Here is a 20,489-nt window from a genome sequence, read left to right on the forward strand (position 1 = left end):
CCTGTTTTCGAGGACGGGCCAAGAAAAAAAGAGGGGCTTGAGTGCCGGAACAACCGGGTAAGAACGCGATCGAAGTCCGCGGTGTGCGGAAGGTCTTCGGTACTGGGGACGCGGCGGTTGCCGCATTGGACACGGTCTCGGTTTCGATCCGGGAGAACGAGTTCTTCACGCTGCTGGGACCTTCCGGCTGCGGGAAGACGACACTGCTTCGGCTGATCGCCGGTTTCGACTATCCGAGTGCTGGCGAGATCCTGCTCTACGGCGACGACATTGCGTTGCTGCCGCCATTCAAGCGGCCGGTCAACACCGTCTTCCAGAGCTATGCGCTGTTTCCGCACATGACGGTGGCCGAGAACATCGGCTTCGGTCTGGAGATGCTGCGCAAGCCCAAGGCCGAGATCAGGGCCCGTGTCGCCGAGATGCTGAAGCTGGTGCGCATGGAGCATCTGGCCTCGCGGCGCACCAGCCAGATTTCCGGTGGCCAGCAACAGCGCGTTGCGCTGGCCCGCGCTCTGGCGCCGCAGCCGAAGGTGCTCCTGCTCGACGAGCCGCTGTCGGCGCTCGACTACAAGCTGCGCAAGGAAATGCAGATCGAATTGAAGCGGCTGCAGAACCAGACCGGCATCACCTTCATCTTCGTCACACACGACCAGGAAGAAGCACTGACCATGTCCGACCGCATCGCGGTGATGTCGTCAGGCAAGATCCTGCAGGTCGGCAGCCCGTGGGACATCTATGACAAGCCGGCTGACCGTTTCGTCGCCGACTTCATTGGTGAGACGAATTTCCTGACCGCCTCCATAGCCGGTGTCGAGAATGGCAAGGCACGCGCCACGCTGAAATCGGGCGCCACCATCACGGCCAGCGTCGCCGACGGTTTCCAGCCGAAGGGAGAAGCCACAGTGGTGGTTCGACCCGAACACGCCAAGCTGGTCAAGGGCAAGGCTGAGCTTTCGGGCACGGTCGAGAACATCGTCTATTTCGGCACCGACACGCATATCCACGTGCGGCTCGACGGCAGCAATGACCTCTTCATCGTGCGGCAGCAGAATGCGCGTAACGCAGACTGCGGCTTTGAAACGGGTGACAAGGCGGGAATCGCGATCAGCGATGACGCCGCACAGGTGTTGAGGGACTGATGGCCACCGCCGAGGAAATCGCCAGGGCGGCCGACCGGCGCGACATTCGCAACCGCTGGTATCTCTCCGCGCCTGCCATGCTCACCATTTTCTTCGCCGCCGTCGGTCCGCTGGCGATCGTGCTCGTCTATTCCTTCCTGACGCCCGGTTCTTATGGCGACGTGAAGTGGCAGTTCTCGCCCGAAGCCTGGGTCTCGGTGCTGTTCGAGCGCGACATCTTCGATGACACGCTCTCGCTCGCCAGTGCCCATATGAGCATCTTCTGGCGCTCGGTGAAGCTTGCGATCATCACGACGATCATCACTCTGGCGATTGGCTTTCCGACCGCCTACTTCATGGCGACGCGCAGCGAAAAGACGCGCGACCTTTGGCTGTTCCTGATCACCATTCCGTTCTGGACGAACCTGCTCATCCGCACCTTTGCGGTGCTGCAGATCATTCGCAACGAAGGCATCATCAACACAGTGCTGATAAAGCTCGGCATCGTCTCGGCGCCGATACAGATCCTGTACACGGACGCGGCGATCCTGATCGGCATGGCCTATGTCTACCTGCCGCTGATGGTGCTGCCGGTCTATGCCTCCATGGAAAAGCTGGATTTCCGGCTCGTCGAGGCCGGCTACGACCTCTACGCGTCGCGCTGGCAGGTGCTGCGCCGCATCATCTTCCCGCTGGTCAAGCCTGGTGTCATCGCCGGCTCGATCCTGGTCTTCATCCCGGCCATCGGCGCCTATGTGACACCGAGCGTGCTCGGCGGCGGCAAGAACATGATGCTGTCCAACCTGATCGAGCTGCAGTTCGGACAGGGCCGCAACTGGCCGCTGGGTTCGGCGTTGTCGATCACCGTCATGCTCATCGTCATGGTGGCGCTGCTTGTCTATGTGCGCAACGCCGGTTCGCAGGAGGCGCGGCATGGCTAAAAGCTTCTCAATCCGCCATCAGCCGGGCTTCACGACGATCGCCGCCGTCTGCTTCGTCGCGCTCTACATGCCGATCATCGTGCTGGTCGTCTATGCCTTCAACGAGGCGCCATCGACGTCGGAATGGGGCGGCTTCTCGCTGAAGTGGTTCCAGTCCGCCTCGCAGAACGCACAGGTCATCGATGCCACGCTGCGCTCCTTCCAGATCGCCGCGATCGCAGCGACCCTCGCCACGATCGCGGCCACGATGGCTGCGCTCGCGACGACCCGCACGCCGCCCTATCCGGGGCTGACCTTCAAATACGCGATGATCAACCAGCCGCTGATGGTGCCGGAAATCGTCACCGGCGTGGCGCTGCTGATCTTCTTCTCGCGCATCAAGATCTTCACCGGCTATTCGGGCCTCGGTTACCTGATCGCCGCGCACACGGCTTTCTGTATTCCCTTCGCCTATCTGCCGATCCGTGCGCGGCTCGAAAACATGGACCTGTCGCTGGAGCGCGCGGCGGCGGATCTCTACGCGACGCCCTGGCAAGCCTTCCGGCGCGTGACGCTGCCACTGCTGTGGCCCGGCATCCTGGCCGGGCTGATGCTGGCCTTCGTGATTTCGCTGGACGACGTCGTCATCACCGAGTTCGTCAAGTCCGGTGGCCAGGACACGCTGCCGACCTACATGCTCGGCCAGATCCGCCGCGGCATTACGCCTGAGATCAATGCGATATCGACGGCGTTTCTGCTGCTGTCGGTCGTCATCGTCACGTTGTTTTTCTTCGTCAGCAAGAAACGCGACTGACGGTGCAAACCGGATGTCAAAAAACCAAAGCAATAATGGGAGAACACAATGAACTGGAAGACCACCGCGACGGCCGTCGGGCTGGCGCTGCTCGCCTCGTCGGGCCTTGCCCGAGCCGAGGGCGCGCTCAACATCTACAACTGGGGCAACTACATCAGCCCCGACATGATCAAGAAGTTCGAGCAGAAATATAGCGTCAAGGTCACCGTCACCGACTACGACTCCAACGACACGGCGCTCGCCAAGGTGCGCCAGGGCGGCACGGGTTTCGATATCGCCATCCCATCGCAGACCTTCATCCCGGTCTGGATCAAGGAGGGTCTCATCCAGGAGACTGATCCGGGCAAGATGGAGAACTTCAAGAACGTCGCGCCGGAATGGGCCAATCCCGACTTCGACCCCGGCCGCAAATACACCGTGCCATGGGCCTGGGGCACGATCGGCGTCGTCGTCAACACCGACACCTACAAGGGACCGGCCAACAGCTGGGGCATCATCTTCAACACGCCTGACGAATTGAAGGGCAAGGTCAATGTCGTTCCCGAGATGAACGACGTGATCTTCGCTGCCATCAAATATGTCGGCGGCCAGCAGTGCACCGACGACAAGGCGGTGCTGAAGAAGGTGCGCGACACGCTGGTAGCGGCCAAGCCGAACTGGATCGCGATGGAATACAACACCATCGAGAAGATGGGTGCCGGCGACTTCAAGGCGACCAGCGACTGGAACGGCTCGGCCCTGCGCCAGCGGCTCGCGAACCCGGCCATCCACTACAACTATCCGAAGGAAGGCTATGGCCTCTGGAGCGACAACGTCGTCGTGCTCAAGGAGGCCAAGAACGTCGAGAACGCCAAGCTGTTCCAGAACTTCATGATGGATCCGGAAAACGCCGCGCTGAACTCGGCCTTCCACCGCTATGCCAACGGCATCGCGGGTTCGGAGAAGTTCATGCCCGCCGACATGAAGGACGCGCCGGAGGTGAACATCCCGGCCGACGTGAAGTCGCTCGGCGAATTGCAGCGGCTGTGCTCGCCGGAAATCCAGGAGATCTACAGCAAGATCTGGACAGAGCTGCAGAAGTAAGCACTCGAGCATTTTGTATGCCAAGTGGAATCACTTGGCGTTACAAAAATACGGCGAAAACAAAAACCTAGAGCGTTTCCGTGAAAAAACGGAAACGCTCTAGGACAACCTGAGATGACGAAGTCGGGACCGATAAATCGGTCCCGGCCGTCGCAAGCTTTTTGCCTGAAGCAGGCAGAATTATCGCAGATTGGAAGAAGGAGCCCTTGTCATGAACTCGAGATTGTTTGCCGCGACGGCGGCGCTGGCGCTGCTTGCAGCGACGGGCCTGGCCCGTGCTGAAGGTGCGCTCAACATCTACAACTGGGGCAACTACACCAACCCGGACGTGATCAAGAAGTTCGAGGAAAAGTACAAGGTGAAGGTCACCATCACCGACTACGATTCCAACGATACGGCTCTGGCCAAGGTCCGTCAGGGCGGCTCCGGTTTCGACATCGTGGTGCCGTCACAGACGCACCTGCCGATCTGGATCCAGGAAGGCCTGCTGCTCGAGACCAACCCAGGCGGCATGGAGAACTTCAAGAACATCGCCCCCGAATGGGCCAATCCCGATTTCGACCCCGGCCGCAAATATTCTGTGCCATGGGCCTGGGGCACGGTCGGCATCGTCGTCAACACCGATGTCTACAAGGGCGATATCAACACCTGGGACATCATCTTCAAGACGCCGGACGAACTGAAAGGCAAGGTCAATGTCGTCCCCGAGATGAAGGACGTGATGACCGCTGCCATCCGCTATGTCGGCGGCGAGCAGTGCACGGCCGACAAGGAAGTGCTGAAGAAGGTGCGCGACCTGCTGACGGCTGCCAAGTCCAACTGGATCGCCATGGAATATGGCGCCGTCGACAAGATGGGTGCTGGCGACTTCAAGGCTTCGTCGACCTGGAACGGCGCCGGCCTGCGCATCCGGCTCGCGCATCCACAGGTTCACTACGGCTATCCGAAGGAAGGCTTCACCTACTGGTCCGACAATGTCGTGGTCCTGAAGGACGCCAAGAACGCCGAGAACGCCAAGCTGTTCCAGAACTTCATCATGGATCCGGAGGTGGCTGCAGGCCTTTCGGCTTTCCACCGCTACGCCAATGGCGTTGCAGGCTCCGAAAAATTCATGCCGGCCGAGATGCGCGATGCGCCGGAGATCATCGTTCCGGAAGAAGCCAAGCCGCATGGCACCATGGCGCTGATGTGTTCGGAAGAGGCTGACGCGCTCTACAAGAAGATCTGGACCGAACTGCGCAAGTAAGCGGTCCTGAGCATTTTGTAGCCAAGTGGAATCACTTGGCGTTACAAAAATGCGGCGAAACCAAAACTTAGAGCGTTTCCGCGTTTCCGTGAAAAGCGGAAACGCTCTAGAAGCAGTTCCCGGAAAGGCGTTTTCCGTCCGGAGTTGCTCAAGGCAAGAAGCTGGAGCGTTTCCGTGAAAACGGGCAACGCTCCAGCGTCCGGCGGTGATTGCTGCCGGACGATCCGTCTGGCGGCTGCCCGGCGCGCCAGTTGTTTCAAGAACCCTGAAATATCGCAGGAGGCGCTCCTCATGCAGCCCTACCGCAACAGCGATCCCCGTCCGTTGATCATGCAAGGTTCGCCGCCAGCGCTGGTGCCGCCCCGGCTCGACTGGGACAGGGCGCCGTGGAACCGCTGGGCTTTCCAGAACATGCGCCAGATCGTTCCGACCGTTGAGGTCTGGCGCGGCCCTGGTCCCGTCAGCGAATTGCCATACGCCGAGACAGATCTCGACGGTCTGCCTGTGACTGACAGCCTTGGCCGCGCCTCGACGCTCGCAGGCCTGCTCGACGAAACCTATACCGACGGTTTCCTGGTGTTGAAGGACGGCTCGATCGCCTATGAGCGCTATTTCAACGGCATGACGCCGCGTTCGCTGCATCTGTCGCAGTCGATGGCCAAGTCGGTGACGGCGGCGGTTTGCGGCATCCTTGTCGGTCGTGGCCTGATCGACCCGGTAAAGCCGGTGACAGCGTATCTTCCTGAACTTGCCGAGACGGGCTGGGTAGGTGCGACGGTTCAGCAGGTGCTCGATATGACGACCGGCGTGAAGTTTTCGGAAGCCTATACCGATCGTTATTCCGACATCGGTCAGGTGGACGTTGCGTCCGGCTGGAAACCGGTGCCGCCAGACAGCGATCCTGCCTTCCCGTGGCCGGCGCATGTCTGGGAACTTATCCTGCGGCTCAGGGAGACCGTGCGGCCGCACGGTGCCGCCTTCGAATACCGTTCAATCGAGACGGATGTGCTCGCCTTTGTCATGGAGCGCGTAACCGGGCGCAGGCTGGCCGAGCTCGTTTCGGAAGAACTCTGGCAGAAGCTCGGCGTGGAGGAAAGCGCGTGCTTCACCGTCGACAGCGCGGGTTACGCACTGGCCGACGGCGGGTTCAATGCCACGCTTCGCGACTACGCACGTTTCGGCCAGATGATCCTCGACAATGGCGCCGGCATTGTTCCCGCTGCCTGGATCGAGGCGACCAGGAATGGTGTGCATGGCGGCAATTTCTCCGAGAGCCTGCCGGAAGGCAGCTATCGCAACCAGTTCTGGATCGAAGATCCGCGTTCGCGCGCGCTCATGTGCCGTGGTGTCTTCGGCCAGCTCATCCATGTGGACTGGAACAGCCGGATGGTGACGGTGAAGCTGTCATCGTTCCCGGATTTCTCGAACACGCCTTTTGCCGTGGCGACGCTGAAGGCGATCGCGGCAATTGCGGCGGAGCTGGGCTCCGCCGCCTGACAGATCAATCGATGCGGAAAACTGGCGCCGGCGATCGTGGATCGTCCTTGCCATGCGCACTACCCAGGAAGGACAAGACGTGACCAACCGGACGAAATTCGAGGAAGCATACGGCTTCCGACGCAGCGCTGTGGCCCTCGCCAACTGGCGCACGGCGCCGTTCAATCGCTGGTCGTTCCTGAATGTCGGCGAACTGGTGCCAAGTGCGCGCATCGAAGCTTCATCGAGCGAAGCCGAACCGGCCATCGCCGATTTCAGCGCGCTGCTCGGTGAAACACTATCGCTTTCCAACGGAACCGAAACCGTTGCAGCATTCCTCGACCGCTCGAGCGCCGATGCGCTGACCGTCATGAAGGGCGGAAGGTTTATCGGCGACTGGTTCGCGCCGCATATGCAGCCTGGCAATCGCCACATCATCTTTTCGATCAGCAAGTCGCTGACCGCAATCCTGGCCGGCATCCTGGAAGGCGAGGGGCGTTTCGATCCGGAAGCACCGGTGACGGCCTATATTCCGGAGGCGACCGGTTCGGCCTATGGCGATGCCACTGTCCGTCACGTGCTTGACATGACGGTGAGCCTCGATTTCGAGGAAGCCTATCTTGATCCAGAAAGCTCCTTCGCCCGCTATCGGCGGGCGACGCTGTGGAATCCCGGTGGCGGCGATGAGGGGCTGGAAGAGTTCCTGTTGTCGATCAAGCGCAGGCCGGAACCGCATGGCGACGTTTTCCGCTATCGCTCGCCGAATTCCGACCTGCTCGGCGTTCTGGTCGAGCGCGCTTCCGGCAAGCGTGTGCCGGAGCTGTTCGCCGAGAAACTATGGGCACCGCTCGGCGCCCGTGGTGAAGGCGCCATCACGGTCGACCGGGTCGGTACGGCACGCACTGCCGGCGGCATCTCGATGACGCCGCGCGACCTTGCTCGGGTCGGCGAGATGATGCGCCAGGGTGGTGTCGCCAATGGCAAGCGTGTCGTGTCGGAAACCTGGGTTCGCGACACAACGACCGCAGGCAGTCTCGAAGCCTGGAAGCGCGGCGACTTCGCGCATCTGTTTGCCCAAGGGCGTTACCGCAACAAGTGGTACCAGAGCGGCAAGGGTTCCTATTGCGGCATCGGCATCCACGGCCAGTGGTTGTTCGTCGATCCGGCAAGCGAGGTGGTCATTGTCAAGATGTCGTCGCAGCCGACGCCGGTCGACGATCCGCTCGATCATGACAATGTCGATTTCTTCGAGGCGCTTGTAAGGATGGTATGACGCGCTTCTCAGCTGCCGGTTTCCGGGCCGATCGGTCTTTCGGCGCGGAGTGTCCGGTCGAGGATACGCAGCAGTTCCCCCACGCGTCCTCCGCCGGGTGGTGCCGAGGGATAGCGGCACAGAACTGCGACGACCGTCGGGCTCGCCTGGCTGGCGGCGCGCCGAAGATGCCGGGTTGCTGCATCCCCTGCGCCTCCTGCCGCAAGTTCGGTGGCGTGCGCAGCATGGGCGGCGGCGCCAAGAATGTGTCTCACCTGCGTGGAGCGTGCCAGCGGGTGGAGATAGGCCGCAGAGGAGGCGCACATGGCAGCTCCCGCAGCCTGGCCGGCAGCTGCCTCTCCGGCTTCTTGTGCTGCCCTGAGCGCCGCCCAGGCCGCATCGCGCAGTGCCTTGCCGCGCCTGCCTCCATTTGCGAAAGCCCTGGCCGCGTCGATGGCGTCGCGGGGACGGCGGTCCGAAGGGTGTGATGTCTCGTAGATTTCCAGCACCTCTGCGGCGCTTCCGGCGGCAAATGCCGTGACTGCGCGCAAATCGTCCATGCCGAGGATGATTTCGCCCGTCATCGTTCTGTCGCCATACCCTGCGGAAGCTTGGTAAGCAGCCAGTTGCGGAAGCTTGCGACCGGCGGGTAAAGGCGCTTCTCGTTGGGCACAACCAGATAGTAGGCGCTTCGGCTCTGCATGGCGCGGCCGGGGGCGGGTACCAACTGGCCGCGTTGCAACTCGCCCGTGATCAGGAACAGCGGCAACAATGCGATGCCGAGACCGGCGATGCAGGCCTGGGCAGCGGTCGAGAACTGCTCGAACTGCATGCCTGGGCCGGTAGGGGCGGCAAGCCCCTGGTGTTCGAACCATTCGGCCCAGCCGCCGGGGCGCGAAGCCATGTGCAGCAGCGGCAGTCGGCCCAGGTCACGCGGTTCGGCCACTGCATTTGCCGTCAGGAATTCGGGCGCGGCGACCGGCGCCACTTCCTCGCGCATCAGAAGGGTGGATGTTGCGCCCGGCCAGTCCGGCTGACCGACATGGATGGCAGCGTCCATCCGTTCGCGGGCGAAATCGAAACGGCCTATGCGGGTGGCGAAGTTGATGGTGATGTCCGGGTTCTGTTCGACGAATTCCGGGATCAGCGGCATCAGCCAGCGCGTGCCGAAGGTGGGCAGGATGGCGAGGTTTAAAACGCCACCATGCCGATTGCTCATCAATCCAAGTGCTGCCTCGCGAAGCTGGCCGAGCGCCGCGCGCACCGTTTCGGCATAGATCTCACCCTCGGGAGAAAGCTGGACATTGCGACTGTCCCGCTCGATCAGCCGCTTGCCGAACTGATCCTCCAAAAGCTTGATCTGCCTGCTGATAGCCCCCTGTGTCAGCGCCAATTCCTGGGCCGCTGCCGTGAACGAGCCCAGCCGTGCCACCGCCTCAAAGGCCGCGAGCGCTCCGGTGGTCGGCAAAAGGCGGCGTTGCACACTCATGATCCATTACTAATCATCATTGATCTCCGAGGCAATTTCATTTGCTTTTTTCCAGGCAGGGGTCGATAAGCCCGGCATTCTGCGCATTCTGGCCGCGCTTTCTGGGAGAAATACGCATGGCTGCCGACAAGAACGCCTTCGTCTGGGACGATCCGTTCCTCCTCGAGGACCAGCTTTCGGAAGACGAACGCATGATCCGCGATGGCGCGGCGGCGTTTGCGGCCGACAAGCTCGCGCCGCGGATCGAAGACGCCTACATGGAAGAAAAGACCGATCCGGCGATCTTCCGCGAAATGGGCGAAGCCGGCCTGCTCGGCATCACCGTCCCGGAAGAGTATGGCGGGCTTGGCGCCAACTACGTGACCTACGGCCTTGTCGCCCGAGAAGTGGAGCGCATCGACAGCGGCTACCGCTCGATGATGAGCGTGCAGTCGTCGCTGGTCATGTATCCGATCCACGCTTATGGCTCGGAAGAACAGCGCAAGAAGTACCTGCCGAAGCTCGCCTCAGGCGAATGGATCGGCTGCTTCGGCCTGACCGAACCGGATGCTGGTTCCGATCCGGGCGGCATGAAGACCCGTGCCGAAAAGACAGCGAACGGCTATCGCATTTCCGGCTCGAAGATGTGGATTTCCAACGCGCCGATCGCCGACGTGTTCGTGGTGTGGGCGAAGTCTGCCGCGCATGACAACCAGATCCGCGGTTTCGTGCTCGAAAAGGGCATGAAGGGTCTGTCAGCGCCGAAGATCGGCGGCAAGCTTTCCCTGCGTGCCTCGATCACCGGCGAGATCGTCATGGAAGGCGTCGAGGTCGGCGAAGATGCGTTGTTGCCCAACGTTTCCGGCCTCAAGGGCCCGTTCGGCTGCCTGAACCGTGCCCGTTACGGCATCTCCTGGGGCGCCATGGGTGCAGCGGAAGACTGCTGGCACCGTGCGCGCCAGTATGGCCTCGACCGCAAGCAGTTCGGCAAGCCGCTTGCCGGCATGCAGCTCTATCAGAAGAAACTTGCCGACATGCAGACCGACATCGCGCTCGGCCTGCAGGGTTCATTGCGCGTCGGCCGGCTGATGGACGAAGGCAAGATGGCGCCGGAGATGATCTCCATCGTCAAGCGCAACAATTGCGGCAAGGCCCTCGACATCGCCCGCATGCGCGTGACATGCATGGTGGAAACGGCATCCAGATCGGCTATCACGTCATGCGCCATGCGCAGAACCTCGAGACGGTCAATACCTATGAGGGTGCACACGACGTGCACGCGCTCATCCTCGGCCGCGCTCAGACCGGCCTGCAGGCGTTCTTCTGAGACGAGCCCCTCTCCCTGTGACCGGGGGGAGGTGCCTGCCGCTGAAGCGCCTGGAGCGGAATGCGATCAGGTAGAATCGCTATTCCGCTCACTTTTCGGGATCATGCTCTAAGCGATCGCGACGGGACGTTTGTCGACGCTGCTCAGAAAGGCGGCGTCGATCAGTTTCTGCATGTCGGCGGCACGACGGAACGATGGATCGCCATTGATGCCGGAGAGCAGGGCGTCAACAAAACGACGCGCATTGCGCTTGATCTCCGGCAGCGCGATATCGCTCCAGGCAACAGTATCGATGTCTTTGCCGAAGCAGCCCTTCAGGGATGAGGTTCGGCCATCGGTCCGCACCCACAGCGCACCTTTGGTGCCATGCAGTTTCAGTTCGAGGTCGTTTAGATGGCCGGTCGCGTAGCGGGTGGCGAGAATGGTGGCCAGTGCGCCGGACGCAAAGCGCGCGGTCATCGCCACACTGTCATTGGCATCCAGCCGATATTTGCCGATCTGATCGCCGGGCGCCTTGGGGAAGGTGACCAGTTCGGCGTTGAGGCTGGCGATATCATCGACGGCGCCGTAGGTCGCGAAGTCGAGAATATGGATGCCGACGTCGCCCAGAACGCCCGTCGAGCCGTGGTCGCTCGATAGCCGCCAAAGCCATTGATCGGTGGTGCGCCAGTCGCCCCAGGCCTTTCCGACCAGCCAGCTCTGCCGGTAGCTTGCCTCGACATGACGCAGTTCCCCGAGCTCGCCGGATTCGACCATTTGCCGGGCGCGCTGCAAGGCGGGCGAGTTGCGATAAGTGAGGTTGACCATGTTGACGAGGCCTGCGCGCTCAGCGGCCTCCGTCATTTCCAGCGCGTCGGCATGGTTGGGCGCCAACGGTTTTTCGCAGAACACATGCTTGCCGGCAGCAAGCAGCATGAGCGTGGTTTCCTTGTGCACGCCATCGGGCGTGGCATTGATGGCCGCATCGAAATCGCCCCAGGCAAGCGCGGCTTCCAGGCCGTCGAAGGCATGGGCGATGTCGTTCTTTTCCGCATAGGCGGCGGCACGGCCCGGCAAGGCGTCAGCGCAGGCAACGATCCCGCACTCCGGCACCTTGCCAAACTCCTCCATATGTTGGCCGGCGATGCCGCCGGTGCCGAGAAGAAGCAGCCGTCTCATCAGCGCAGTCCCTCGTCGCCGTCCTTATGCAGCTTGGGTCCTTTTTCGACCAGCGGCTCCTTGGCAGCCGAAATCGGCACGTTCGGCGCGGCCGCGATCATCGCCCAGGCCGGTGCCGGATTGTGTGCCCAGTGCACGGCATTGCGCAGCACGGTATGCACGTCGGGATGGTGGTAGGTCGGATAGGTTTCGTGACCCGGGCGGAAATAGAAGATGCGGCCGGCACCACGCTGATAGGTCAGGCCGGATCGGAACACCTCGCCACCTTCGAACCAGGAGACGAAGACCGTTTCCATAGGTTCCGGCACGGTGAAGGGTTCGCCGTACATTTCCTCGTTGGGCAGTTCGATGCATTCGCCGAGGCCCTTGGCGATGGGGTGGTTGCGGTTGACCACCCAGATGCGTTCGCGTTCGCCGGCCTCACGCCATTTCAGCGAGCAGGGCGTGCCCATGAGCCGTTTGAAGATCTTCGAGAAATGGCCGGAGTGCAGGACGATCAGGCCCATGCCTTCCCAGACGCGCTGCTGCACGCGCTCGACAATGGCGTCGTCGACCTTGCCGTGAGCGGCATGGCCCCACCAGACCAGCACATCGGTCTTTGCCAGGCGATCTTCGGTCAGGCCGTGCTCCGGGTCCTGCAGCACGACCGTTTCCGCCGTGATGTCCTTGTCGTGGTTGAGGGCTGCCGCGATGGTGCCGTGCATGCCGAGCGGATAGATACCTGCAACGACGGCACTCTCCTGTTCATGCACGTTCTCGCCCCACACCAGTGCTCTGATCGGCATGCTGCATCTCCCACGATCGATTTGATTGGATCGGTTCAATTACAGCATGAACGCAGGGGACGGCAAGAGACAATCGAACATGAGAATGGCCGGCCCTCTCGGGCCGGCCGGATGTCGGTCAGGCGAGGAACTTGGCGATGATGGCGTTGCCCATGGCAACGGTGCCGACCTCGATCTTGCCTTCGGACATGATGTCCTTGGTGCGCAGGCCATCGTCCAGCACGGCGGCGATCGCCGCTTCGAGCCGATCGGCTTCGGCCACCATGTTGAAGGAATAGCGCAGGCACATGGCGAAGGAAGCGATCATGGCGATCGGGTTGGCGATGCCGCGGCCAGCGATGTCGGGGGCGGAGCCGTGTACCGGCTCGTAGAGTGCCTTGCGCTTGCCGGTCTTGGCATCCGGTGCACCGAGCGAGGCCGACGGCAGCATGCCGAGCGAGCCTGTCAGCATCGCGGCGACGTCCGACAGCATGTCGCCGAAAAGATTGTCGGTGACGATGACGTCGAACTGCTTGGGCCAACGCACCAGCTGCATGCCACCGGCGTCAGCCAGCATGTGGTCGAGCTTGACGTCGGCATATTTCGCCTTGTGGGTCGCGCTGACGACCTCGTTCCACAAAACGCCCGACTTCATGACGTTGCGCTTTTCCATCGACGTCACGTGGTTCTTGCGGGTGCGCGCAAGCTCGAACGCGACACCGGAGATGCGCTCGATTTCAAAGGTGTCGTAGACTTGGGTGTCGATACCGCGCTTCTGGCCGTTGCCGAGGTCGATGATCTGCTTGGGTTCGCCGAAATAGACGCCGCCGGTCAGTTCACGCACGATCAGGATGTCGAGGCCCTCGACCACTTCCTGCTTGAGCGAGGAAGAGGCGGCAAGCGCCGGATAACAGATAGCCGGGCGCAGATTGGCAAACAGCTCCATGTCCTTGCGCAGGCGCAGCAGGCCGGCTTCTGGGCGCACCTCATATGGCACGCTGTCCCACTTCGGGCCGCCGACGGCACCGAACAGCACGGCGTCGGCAGCCAGCGCCTTGCTCATGTCCTCTTCGGAGATCGCCTGGCCGTGCGCGTCGTAGGCACTGCCGCCGACAAGGCCCTCGTCGAACGCAAAGCCGGCTCCCTTCTCGTTCATCGCCGCGATCAGTTTCTTGACCTCGGCCATGGCCTCGGGGCCGATGCCGTCGCCAGCGAGCAGGAGAAGTTTTTTCGTTGCCATCTAAGGGACCTTCCACGGGTTCGGAGAATTGCAGCCTTGCTAACGGCAAGGCCGTTGTGGTGCAAGCCCGTTGCCACTGCGAAGTCCTTCGTGGACCGGACAAAGCGGGCGCCTGGAGGGAAGCTTGGTGACGTCGTGCGATGTAGTGATGTGTCGACAAAAGGGGCTTGGAGTCATCCGGCATGAGCAAGCGTGTAGGTCTGGGCATCCTCGGCCTTGGAGCCATGGGAACCGAACTCCTCGAGGCGGCTGCCAGGCACGACGATTTCGAGGTGATGCTTTGTGCCGACGTCAATGAGGCAGCGGTTGCGCGGGAGCGTCGCCGGTACCCCGGCATCGGCTTTACCACCGAGCCGCGAACCGTCGTGGCCAGCGAAGGGGTCGACGCCATCTACATCGCCACGCCGCCAAGGTTTCACGCCGCATATGCGATGGAAGCGATGCGCGCGGGCAAGGCCGTGTTCTGCGAGAAACCGCTGGCGGTCGATCTCGCTGAAGGGCAGGCGATGGCCGACCTTGCGGCCCAGACGGGCGTGGTGACGGCCGTCAATTTCGCGCTTTCCGATCGTCATGCCACGCTGGAGATCGAACGCGCCCTTGCTGCAGGAGAACTCGGCAACGTGGGCGGCGTCGATATCAGGCTGGCCTTTCCGCAATGGCCGCGCGCGTTTCAGGCCGATGCAGGCTGGCTGTCAGGTCGGGCAGAGGGCGGGTTCGTCCGTGAGGTCTTCTCGCACTTTGCCTATCTGACCGACCGGCTCATCGGCGAGCTCGAGCCGGTGTTCACGACCCTGGACTTTCCGCAGCCGGATGAGGCTAGCGAAAACTTGGCCTTCGGCCTGTTTCGTGCCGGCGGCATCCCGGTGCGCGTCTTCGGCCAGGCCGGCCTCGCGGTGCCCGAAAGCTACGAATGGGCCATATCCGGCAGCCTCCGTTCCTATCGCCTGCGCAACTGGGGCGAATTGCAGGTTTCGGACGGCAAGGCATGGCAGGATGTGGCTCTCATCGGCGAACGCGGGTCGGAATACACGCGGCTATCCGCATTCGCACGGGCGATCCGGGGTGAACCTCAAACCAACCTTGCGGATTTTGCCGCAGGCCTCAGGGTCCAGCGCGCAGTGGAGGCCTTTCACACCAAGGCGAACTAAGTTCGGACCGATGCGCCAGTCCAGCAAACTGCGGCCGCAATGCCAGTTCGTCGCATAAAAACGGATAGCTGCGGACGTCACCATCGACGAACACCGCTTCAGGCCAGGCGGAAGACAGCCCCGCGCCAACATCACCACACCTGACGATCGACGTCGTGGGGCCGACCTTCATTAACCCATGGGTTAATGAAACACCGCAAAATATTATTTTTACCGCACCAAAACGTCATGCAATGTGACCGATGAGGATCGAAGCCAACCTGGTTCGGCGGCGTCGGTGTCTGGTATCTGGCCGGGCTTGGCGCCACCGCGCTTGTCTCCGCTTTTCCTGCCAGGCGGCCTTGGGGGAACGCTGGAAGAGCGCTTTGGCTGGCGCCTGCTTTTCGTCGCTTACCGTGTCAGGCCTCAAGCCTACTCGGGGAAAGTCGGCCGGCGGGACCGCCGCTCCGGCACCAACAACGACACATCGGGAGAACGCGTGAGCATGCTGTTCGGCAAAACGATCCTCATCACTGGCATCGCCTCGGGCATCGGCGCCCGAACCGCGGAACTGGCCGGTCAGCTCGGCGCCGACGTGATCGGTGTAGATCGGCACGAGCCAACCGGACACAAAGGCGTCTTCGTCCAGGCTGATATCTCGTCCAAGGCCGGTGTCGACGATCTCGTTGCACGGCTGCCGCAGCGCATCGACGCGCTCTGCAATGTCGCGGGTCTCTCCGGCGACACCGGCGCTGCGCCGACGCTTGCAGTCAATTTCTATGGCCTGCGTGCGCTTTCCGAAGCGCTGGCGCCAAGAATTCGCGAAGGCGGCGCTATCGTCAACGTCGCCTCAATCGCGGGCTTCGGCTGGCGAGCCAACCTCAATCGGACAGCCTCGATGGTAAGCGTGGAAGGCTTCCCGGACGTGGTCAAAGTGATCGCCGACCACGCGGTGAAGAATGAGGAAGGCTATCCGGTCTCGAAGGAGCTGTTGTTGCTCTGGACCTTTCGTGCCGCGCATCAGGAATTGTTCAAGAGCCGCGATATCCGGGTCAATGCGGTGAGCCCCGGTCCAGTCGAGACACCGATCCTGAAACAATTCCGCACCGTGCTCGGCGACGCCCGCGTCGACAGCGATATTTCGAGGGTCGGCCGCGCCGGCACCTCCAGCGACATCGCGCCCGTCGTGCTGTTCCTTTGCTCGGACGGCGCTCGCTGGATCAACGGTGCCAATGTGCCGGTCGACGGCGGCCTTGAAGCATCAATCAACGCCGAGGTGCTCGGCTTCTGACTTTGCAACGCTCCACCGCGGGCGAGGAGACAACTATGGGTATCGGACTTCTGATCGATGGTGATGAACGGCCGGCTGCGGAAGAGGCGTCCTTTGAGCGCTTCGATCCATTCACCGGCAAGCTGGCGACCCGAGCCGCTGCCGCAAGCGTCGCCGACGCCAACGCCGCCGTGGAGGCCGCCGCCACTGCTTTCCCGGCCTGGTCGCGGGTCGGTCCGGGCGAACGCCGCGCCTTGCTTTTAAAGGCGGCCGATATCATGACCTCCAAGGCCGGTGAGTTCACCAAGCTGATGACGGAAGAGACGGGCGCGACCGCTCCCTGGGCAACGTTCAACGTCATGCTGGCCGCGAACATGCTGCGCGAAGCGGCAGCAATGACGACGCAGATATCAGGCGAGGTCATTCCCTCCGACAAGCCAGGCACGTTCGCCATGGCGATCCGTCAGCCGGCCGGCGTGTGCCTCGGTATCGCGCCATGGAATGCGCCGGTCATCCTCGGCACGCGCGCGCTGGCCATGCCACTCGCCTGCGGTAACACAGTGGTGTTGAAAGCCTCGGAAATGTGCCCTGGCACACACCGGCTGATCGGCCAGGTGCTGGTCGAGGCCGGCCTGCCCAGGGGCGTCGTCAATGTCGTCACCAACGACCCGAAGGACGCGGCGGCAATCGTCAAGGCGGTGATTGCGCATCCGGCGGTGAAGCGCGTCAACTTCACCGGTTCGACCAAGGTCGGCCGGATCATCGCCGAGCTCTCCGCCCAGCACCTCAAGCCGGCGCTGCTCGAACTCGGTGGCAAGGCGCCGCTCGTCGTGCTGGAGGACGCTGACGTCGACGCGGCGGTGAGTGCAGCAACCTTCGGCGCGTTCATGCATCAGGGCCAGATCTGCATGTCCACCGAACGCCTGGTCGTCGACGAAAAGATTGCGGACGAATTCGTCGCCAAGCTCGCTGCCCGCGCCTCGAAACTGCCGGCCGGAGATCCTCGCGGTCATGTCGTTCTGGGCTCTTTGATCAGCAGTCAGGCGGCCGACAAGATGGAAGAACTGGTTGCCGACGCTGTTGCCAAAGGCGCCAGGCTGGTTGCTGGCGGCAAGCGGATGGGGACGGTCATGGAGGCAACGCTGCTTGATCATGTCACCCCAGCCATGCGCGTCTATTCGGAAGAGTCCTTCGGCCCCGTAAAGCCGGTGATCCGCGTCAAAGGCGAGGACGACGCGGTGCGCGTCGCCAACGACACCGAATACGGACTTTCATCGGCTGTCTTCAGCCGTGACGTTTCTCGTGCCATGGCCGTCGCGGCGCGCATCCAGGCGGGTATCTGCCACATCAACGGGCCTACCGTAGGCGACGAGGCGCAGATGCCATTCGGCGGCATGAAGGGGTCGGGTTACGGGCGGTTCGGTGGCAAGGCATCGATCGCCGAATTCACTGACCTGCGCTGGCTGACGATCGAGGATCCAGGCCAGCCCTACCCGTTCTGATGAACCCGGCTGGTCGGTCGGCGCCGGCATCCAGGCTGGTCTAGTCGTGCTGGAGGATGTTGATCAGCTTGCCGAAAGGATCGCGCACGAAGAAACGGCGCACGCCCCAGGGTTCGTCGGACGGGCCATATTCGATGGCGAAGCCGGCTTTCTTCATGCCGGCAAGCATGGCGTCGACATCGTCGACCTCGATGGACAGGTCGGGCACCGGCGTTTCGTTGCCACCATGCTCGGCGAATGACACTTGCACTGTCATGCGTTCACTGTTGCCGTAGGTGGCGATCCAGCCATGGTCCATGACGATGTCGAGGCCGAGCACGTCGCCGTAAAAACGCCTCGCCGCCGCGACATCGGTCGTGGCGACGTTGGCGACGATGCGTTTGACGGTCACAGGCCTGTTGCGCCCCGGCGCAAAGCGGTGACCTCGATCTCGATCTTCATTTCCGGCTTGTTGAGCAGGCAGGTGATCATGGTTGCGGCCGGGCGGATGTCGCCGAAATATTCGCCGAGGATGGGGAAGACCTTGTCCACGTCGTTCTGGTCGGTGATGTAATAGTTTGCGCGCACGACATCGGCCAGTTCGAAGCCGCCTTCCTTCAGCGCCTTGGTGATGGTCTGCATGCAATTGCGCGTCTGCGCTTCGACTCCCTCTGGCATGCTCATGGTGGTGTAGTCGTAACCCGTGGTGCCGGCGACAAAACACCAGTCACCCTGCACGACGGCACGAGAATAGCCTGCCGTCTTTTCGAAGGGCGAGCCGGTCGAGATCAGTCTGCGCATCGATAATCCTCCCGAGCGCCGCAACGGGCGCTATTGCGGTTGCTGGAATGCCTTCTTCAAGGCTTCCCTCATCTCCTCCGGCCAGTCCTTGAGTGCCGGCCAGGCATTCGGTTCCGGCTTGTCGGTCTGCTGGGCGAAATAGAGCGCCTGGTTCTTGACGTCGACCGCCATGAAGCCGTCGCTGCCGCCGCAGGCATGCGGCACGCAGCCGCTGGCGTAGAAAGCCCCGGACGGGGTCTTTTCCGTGCCGCCGCCAACCAGAAGGCTGGTCGCGACATTGCCCATCTGGTCACCGAGCAGCTTCTCGGCCGCCTTGTAGACGGCCTCGTTGTGGAAGGCGTCGATGATGTTCTGGTATTTCGACGGATCGACGTCGTTCCAGCCGGTGTTGGGCTGCGGCTTGTAGGTCAGCCGACCTGCGACCTGCAGACCGTCCTGCGGCGACCACTGCAAAGCGTTATTGGAGTCGCCAGGCATGAGATAGGGCACGAAATAAATGGCGTTTTCTGCGACGGCAGCGGGCGGTGCGCCGCAGTCGTCCTGATCTACCCGCACGCTTTGCAGCGTGGCGCTGCCTTCCGGTTTCCACGCGATTATGGTCGCGGGACCACACTGATTGCCGCCCGATCCGACATTGAACAGTGCGACATCGATGCCGCCGACCTTCGCGATCCGGTCGAAGCCGACATAATAGTCGCGGGCAATTTCCTTGCCGTCATAGGCCAGGATCTTATCTTCTTCCGGTTGCTCGACGATGGTGAAGGTGCCGTCTGCGAAGGGGACCGGTGCCGATTTCTCATCGCCATCCACGGCTGCTGGCGCGCCGGTGTCAGGGGAACTGGCGGCCGGAGCATCCTGCGGGGCAGGAGCCTGATCTTGCGCGAGGGCAACTCCAGCCGCGCCGATCGAAAGAAACCCCAACATCAGAAGGCATGGCATCGACTTTGTTACGACTGAGCGCGAACAAGCTGCCATCTTCTCGAAAAGCGAGCCGATCGAGATCTGTCTGGGCATCATTGGTTCTCCAAGCCGGCCTTTTCCAACTCTTCTTCGACTTCTTGTGGCCAGTCCTTCAGCGTCGGCCATGTCCGCAATTCGGATTCGTCGCTCTTCCAGGCGATATAAAGTTTTCTGTTCTTCGCATCGACCGCCATGAAGGCACGGCCCATAGAGGATAAATGTGGCTTGTTGCCGTCGCCATAAAAGATGCCGGATCGGGTTTTTTGGGCTTTTGTGGTGATCGCCAGGCTGTCCGCCACATCACGCAACTGATCGCCGAGTAGCTTTTCGGCAGCCCGATAAACGGCCTCATTGTTGAAGGCGTGTATGATGCCACGGTCGCCAGATAACTCGAAATCGTCCCAACTCGTGCCGGGCTCCGGTATGAAGCTTATCCGTGCCCCGGTCCGCAGGCCGTCTTCCGGCGTCCAAAACAAGAGATTCTTGGGATCGTCCGGCATGATGGAGGGGATGAAATAGATAGCATAGTCGCCGACAGCCATGGACAGTTGGCCGCACTCGTCCTTGTCCGCCATCGCGCTCTGAAGTTCGGTTGCGCCTTGCGGCTTCCAAAGGATTAGCGGTTTGTCCTCACATCCAACGCCGCCATTTCCCAGATAGAATAGCGCGACATCAATGTCCCCGATCTTGGCGATCCGGTTGAACGAAACGTAAGCGTCCCGTGCGATTTCCTTGCCTTCATAGGTAAGGACCGTATTCTTTTCCGCTTCCTCATCATTGCCTGTGGTAATGGTAAAAGTGCCGCCGGCAAATGGAACAGGGGCCGGTTGTTGCTCTGCAAAAGCAAGGCCGCCCGCGCCGACCAGGAACAGGCCTGCGCTCAGAAGGCGTGGAAACAGTCTCATGGCAGCCCCCATTGTCGCGGCCGCAATCATCCCGATGCCGTCGTCGCGCAGGCAGACGATCATGATTCTGCTCGAAACG

19 protein-coding genes and 1 pseudogene are annotated in these 20,489 nt (G+C 62.0%); 11 read left to right on the forward strand and 9 right to left on the reverse strand.

Annotation, left to right across the window (positions count from 1 at the left end; genetic code table 11):
• Positions 1–41: 41 nt before the first annotated feature.
• The 7 genes from C1M53_RS18440 to C1M53_RS18470 all read left to right on the forward strand — a co-directional run bounded on the left by C1M53_RS18440 (position 42) and on the right by C1M53_RS18470 (position 7,930).
• Positions 42–1,139: an ABC transporter ATP-binding protein gene (locus C1M53_RS18440; protein ID WP_129413559.1), complete on the forward strand. Its 1,098-nt coding sequence runs from the start codon at positions 42–44 to the stop codon at positions 1,137–1,139.
• Positions 1,139–2,059: an ABC transporter permease gene (locus C1M53_RS18445; RefSeq protein WP_129413560.1), complete on the forward strand. Its 921-nt coding sequence runs from the start codon at positions 1,139–1,141 to the stop codon at positions 2,057–2,059. The genes C1M53_RS18440 and C1M53_RS18445 overlap by 1 nt, the downstream gene beginning before the upstream one ends.
• A complete protein-coding gene (locus tag C1M53_RS18450; protein ID WP_129413561.1) occupies positions 2,052–2,852 on the forward strand; it encodes an ABC transporter permease in 801 nt (266 codons plus the stop codon). The genes C1M53_RS18445 and C1M53_RS18450 overlap by 8 nt, the downstream gene beginning before the upstream one ends.
• Before the next feature lie 48 nt (positions 2,853–2,900).
• Positions 2,901–3,935, forward strand: coding sequence for an extracellular solute-binding protein (locus tag C1M53_RS18455; protein ID WP_129413562.1), 1,035 nt, complete (start codon positions 2,901–2,903; stop codon positions 3,933–3,935).
• Positions 3,936–4,146: 211 nt separating this feature from the next.
• Positions 4,147–5,181 (forward strand): extracellular solute-binding protein, encoded by a 1,035-nt coding sequence (locus tag C1M53_RS18460; RefSeq protein WP_129413563.1) that lies wholly within the window; start codon positions 4,147–4,149, stop codon positions 5,179–5,181.
• A 291-nt stretch (positions 5,182–5,472) separates the two neighbouring features.
• Positions 5,473–6,678 carry a serine hydrolase gene (locus C1M53_RS18465; protein WP_129413564.1) on the forward strand — a complete coding sequence of 402 codons (1,206 nt, stop codon included), beginning with the start codon at positions 5,473–5,475 and terminating at the stop codon, positions 6,676–6,678.
• A 79-nt stretch (positions 6,679–6,757) separates the two neighbouring features.
• Entirely contained in the window at positions 6,758–7,930 is a 1,173-nt protein-coding gene (locus tag C1M53_RS18470; protein ID WP_129416247.1) for a serine hydrolase, read from the forward strand.
• An 8-nt stretch (positions 7,931–7,938) separates the two neighbouring features.
• On the opposite strand, the gene C1M53_RS18475 is transcribed toward C1M53_RS18470, so the two are convergent.
• Entirely contained in the window at positions 7,939–8,493 is a 555-nt protein-coding gene (locus C1M53_RS18475) for a putative immunity protein (RefSeq protein ID WP_129413565.1), read from the reverse strand.
• Positions 8,490–9,398: a LysR family transcriptional regulator gene (locus C1M53_RS18480; protein WP_129413566.1), complete on the reverse strand. Its 909-nt coding sequence runs from the start codon at positions 9,396–9,398 to the stop codon at positions 8,490–8,492. The genes C1M53_RS18475 and C1M53_RS18480 overlap by 4 nt, the downstream gene beginning before the upstream one ends.
• 116 nt (positions 9,399–9,514) lie before the next feature.
• Here C1M53_RS18480 and C1M53_RS18485 point away from each other — a divergent pair.
• Positions 9,515–10,704: pseudogene (locus C1M53_RS18485) on the forward strand (acyl-CoA dehydrogenase).
• A 108-nt stretch (positions 10,705–10,812) separates the two neighbouring features.
• Here C1M53_RS18485 and C1M53_RS18490 read toward each other — a convergent pair.
• From C1M53_RS18490 to leuB, 3 genes are all read right to left on the reverse strand, one after another.
• A complete protein-coding gene (locus C1M53_RS18490; RefSeq protein ID WP_129413567.1) occupies positions 10,813–11,862 on the reverse strand; it encodes a Gfo/Idh/MocA family oxidoreductase in 1,050 nt (349 codons plus the stop codon).
• Entirely contained in the window at positions 11,862–12,647 is a 786-nt protein-coding gene (locus C1M53_RS18495) for a ThuA domain-containing protein (RefSeq protein WP_129413568.1), read from the reverse strand. Before C1M53_RS18495 ends, C1M53_RS18490 begins: the two co-directional genes overlap by 1 nt.
• Positions 12,648–12,765: 118 nt before the next feature.
• Positions 12,766–13,866 carry a 3-isopropylmalate dehydrogenase gene (gene leuB, locus C1M53_RS18500; protein ID WP_129413569.1) on the reverse strand — a complete coding sequence of 367 codons (1,101 nt, stop codon included), beginning with the start codon at positions 13,864–13,866 and terminating at the stop codon, positions 12,766–12,768.
• A gap of 182 nt (positions 13,867–14,048) precedes the next feature.
• On the opposite strand from leuB, the gene C1M53_RS18505 reads away from it, so the two are divergent.
• From C1M53_RS18505 to C1M53_RS18520, 3 genes are all read left to right on the forward strand, one after another.
• Positions 14,049–15,014 carry a Gfo/Idh/MocA family oxidoreductase gene (locus C1M53_RS18505; RefSeq protein WP_129413570.1) on the forward strand — a complete coding sequence of 322 codons (966 nt, stop codon included), beginning with the start codon at positions 14,049–14,051 and terminating at the stop codon, positions 15,012–15,014.
• 484 nt (positions 15,015–15,498) lie between these two features.
• Positions 15,499–16,284 (forward strand): coniferyl-alcohol dehydrogenase, encoded by a 786-nt coding sequence (locus tag C1M53_RS18515; protein ID WP_129416248.1) that lies wholly within the window; start codon positions 15,499–15,501, stop codon positions 16,282–16,284.
• Positions 16,285–16,319: 35 nt separating this feature from the next.
• Positions 16,320–17,765, forward strand: a complete 1,446-nt coding sequence (locus C1M53_RS18520) for an aldehyde dehydrogenase (protein ID WP_129413571.1) — start codon at positions 16,320–16,322, stop codon at positions 17,763–17,765.
• A 40-nt stretch (positions 17,766–17,805) separates the two neighbouring features.
• Here the strand turns inward: C1M53_RS18520 and C1M53_RS18525 are convergent, their stop codons facing one another.
• The 4 genes from C1M53_RS18525 to C1M53_RS18540 all read right to left on the reverse strand — a co-directional run bounded on the left by C1M53_RS18525 (position 17,806) and on the right by C1M53_RS18540 (position 20,473).
• Positions 17,806–18,156 carry a glyoxalase superfamily protein gene (locus C1M53_RS18525; protein WP_129413572.1) on the reverse strand — a complete coding sequence of 117 codons (351 nt, stop codon included), beginning with the start codon at positions 18,154–18,156 and terminating at the stop codon, positions 17,806–17,808.
• Complete coding sequence (locus tag C1M53_RS18530; protein WP_129413573.1) at positions 18,153–18,545, reverse strand: RidA family protein; 393 nt, start codon at positions 18,543–18,545, stop codon at positions 18,153–18,155. Before C1M53_RS18530 ends, C1M53_RS18525 begins: the two co-directional genes overlap by 4 nt.
• A 30-nt stretch (positions 18,546–18,575) precedes the next feature.
• Positions 18,576–19,484, reverse strand: coding sequence for a hypothetical protein (locus C1M53_RS18535; RefSeq protein WP_245488624.1), 909 nt, complete (start codon positions 19,482–19,484; stop codon positions 18,576–18,578).
• A 74-nt stretch (positions 19,485–19,558) separates the two neighbouring features.
• Positions 19,559–20,473, reverse strand: coding sequence for a hypothetical protein (locus tag C1M53_RS18540; protein ID WP_129413574.1), 915 nt, complete (start codon positions 20,471–20,473; stop codon positions 19,559–19,561).
• Between the last annotated feature and the right edge of the window lie 16 nt (positions 20,474–20,489).

It is taken from the genome of Mesorhizobium sp. Pch-S, assembly GCF_004136315.1.
In the GTDB taxonomy this organism is placed as follows: Bacteria; Pseudomonadota; Alphaproteobacteria; order Rhizobiales; family Rhizobiaceae; genus Mesorhizobium.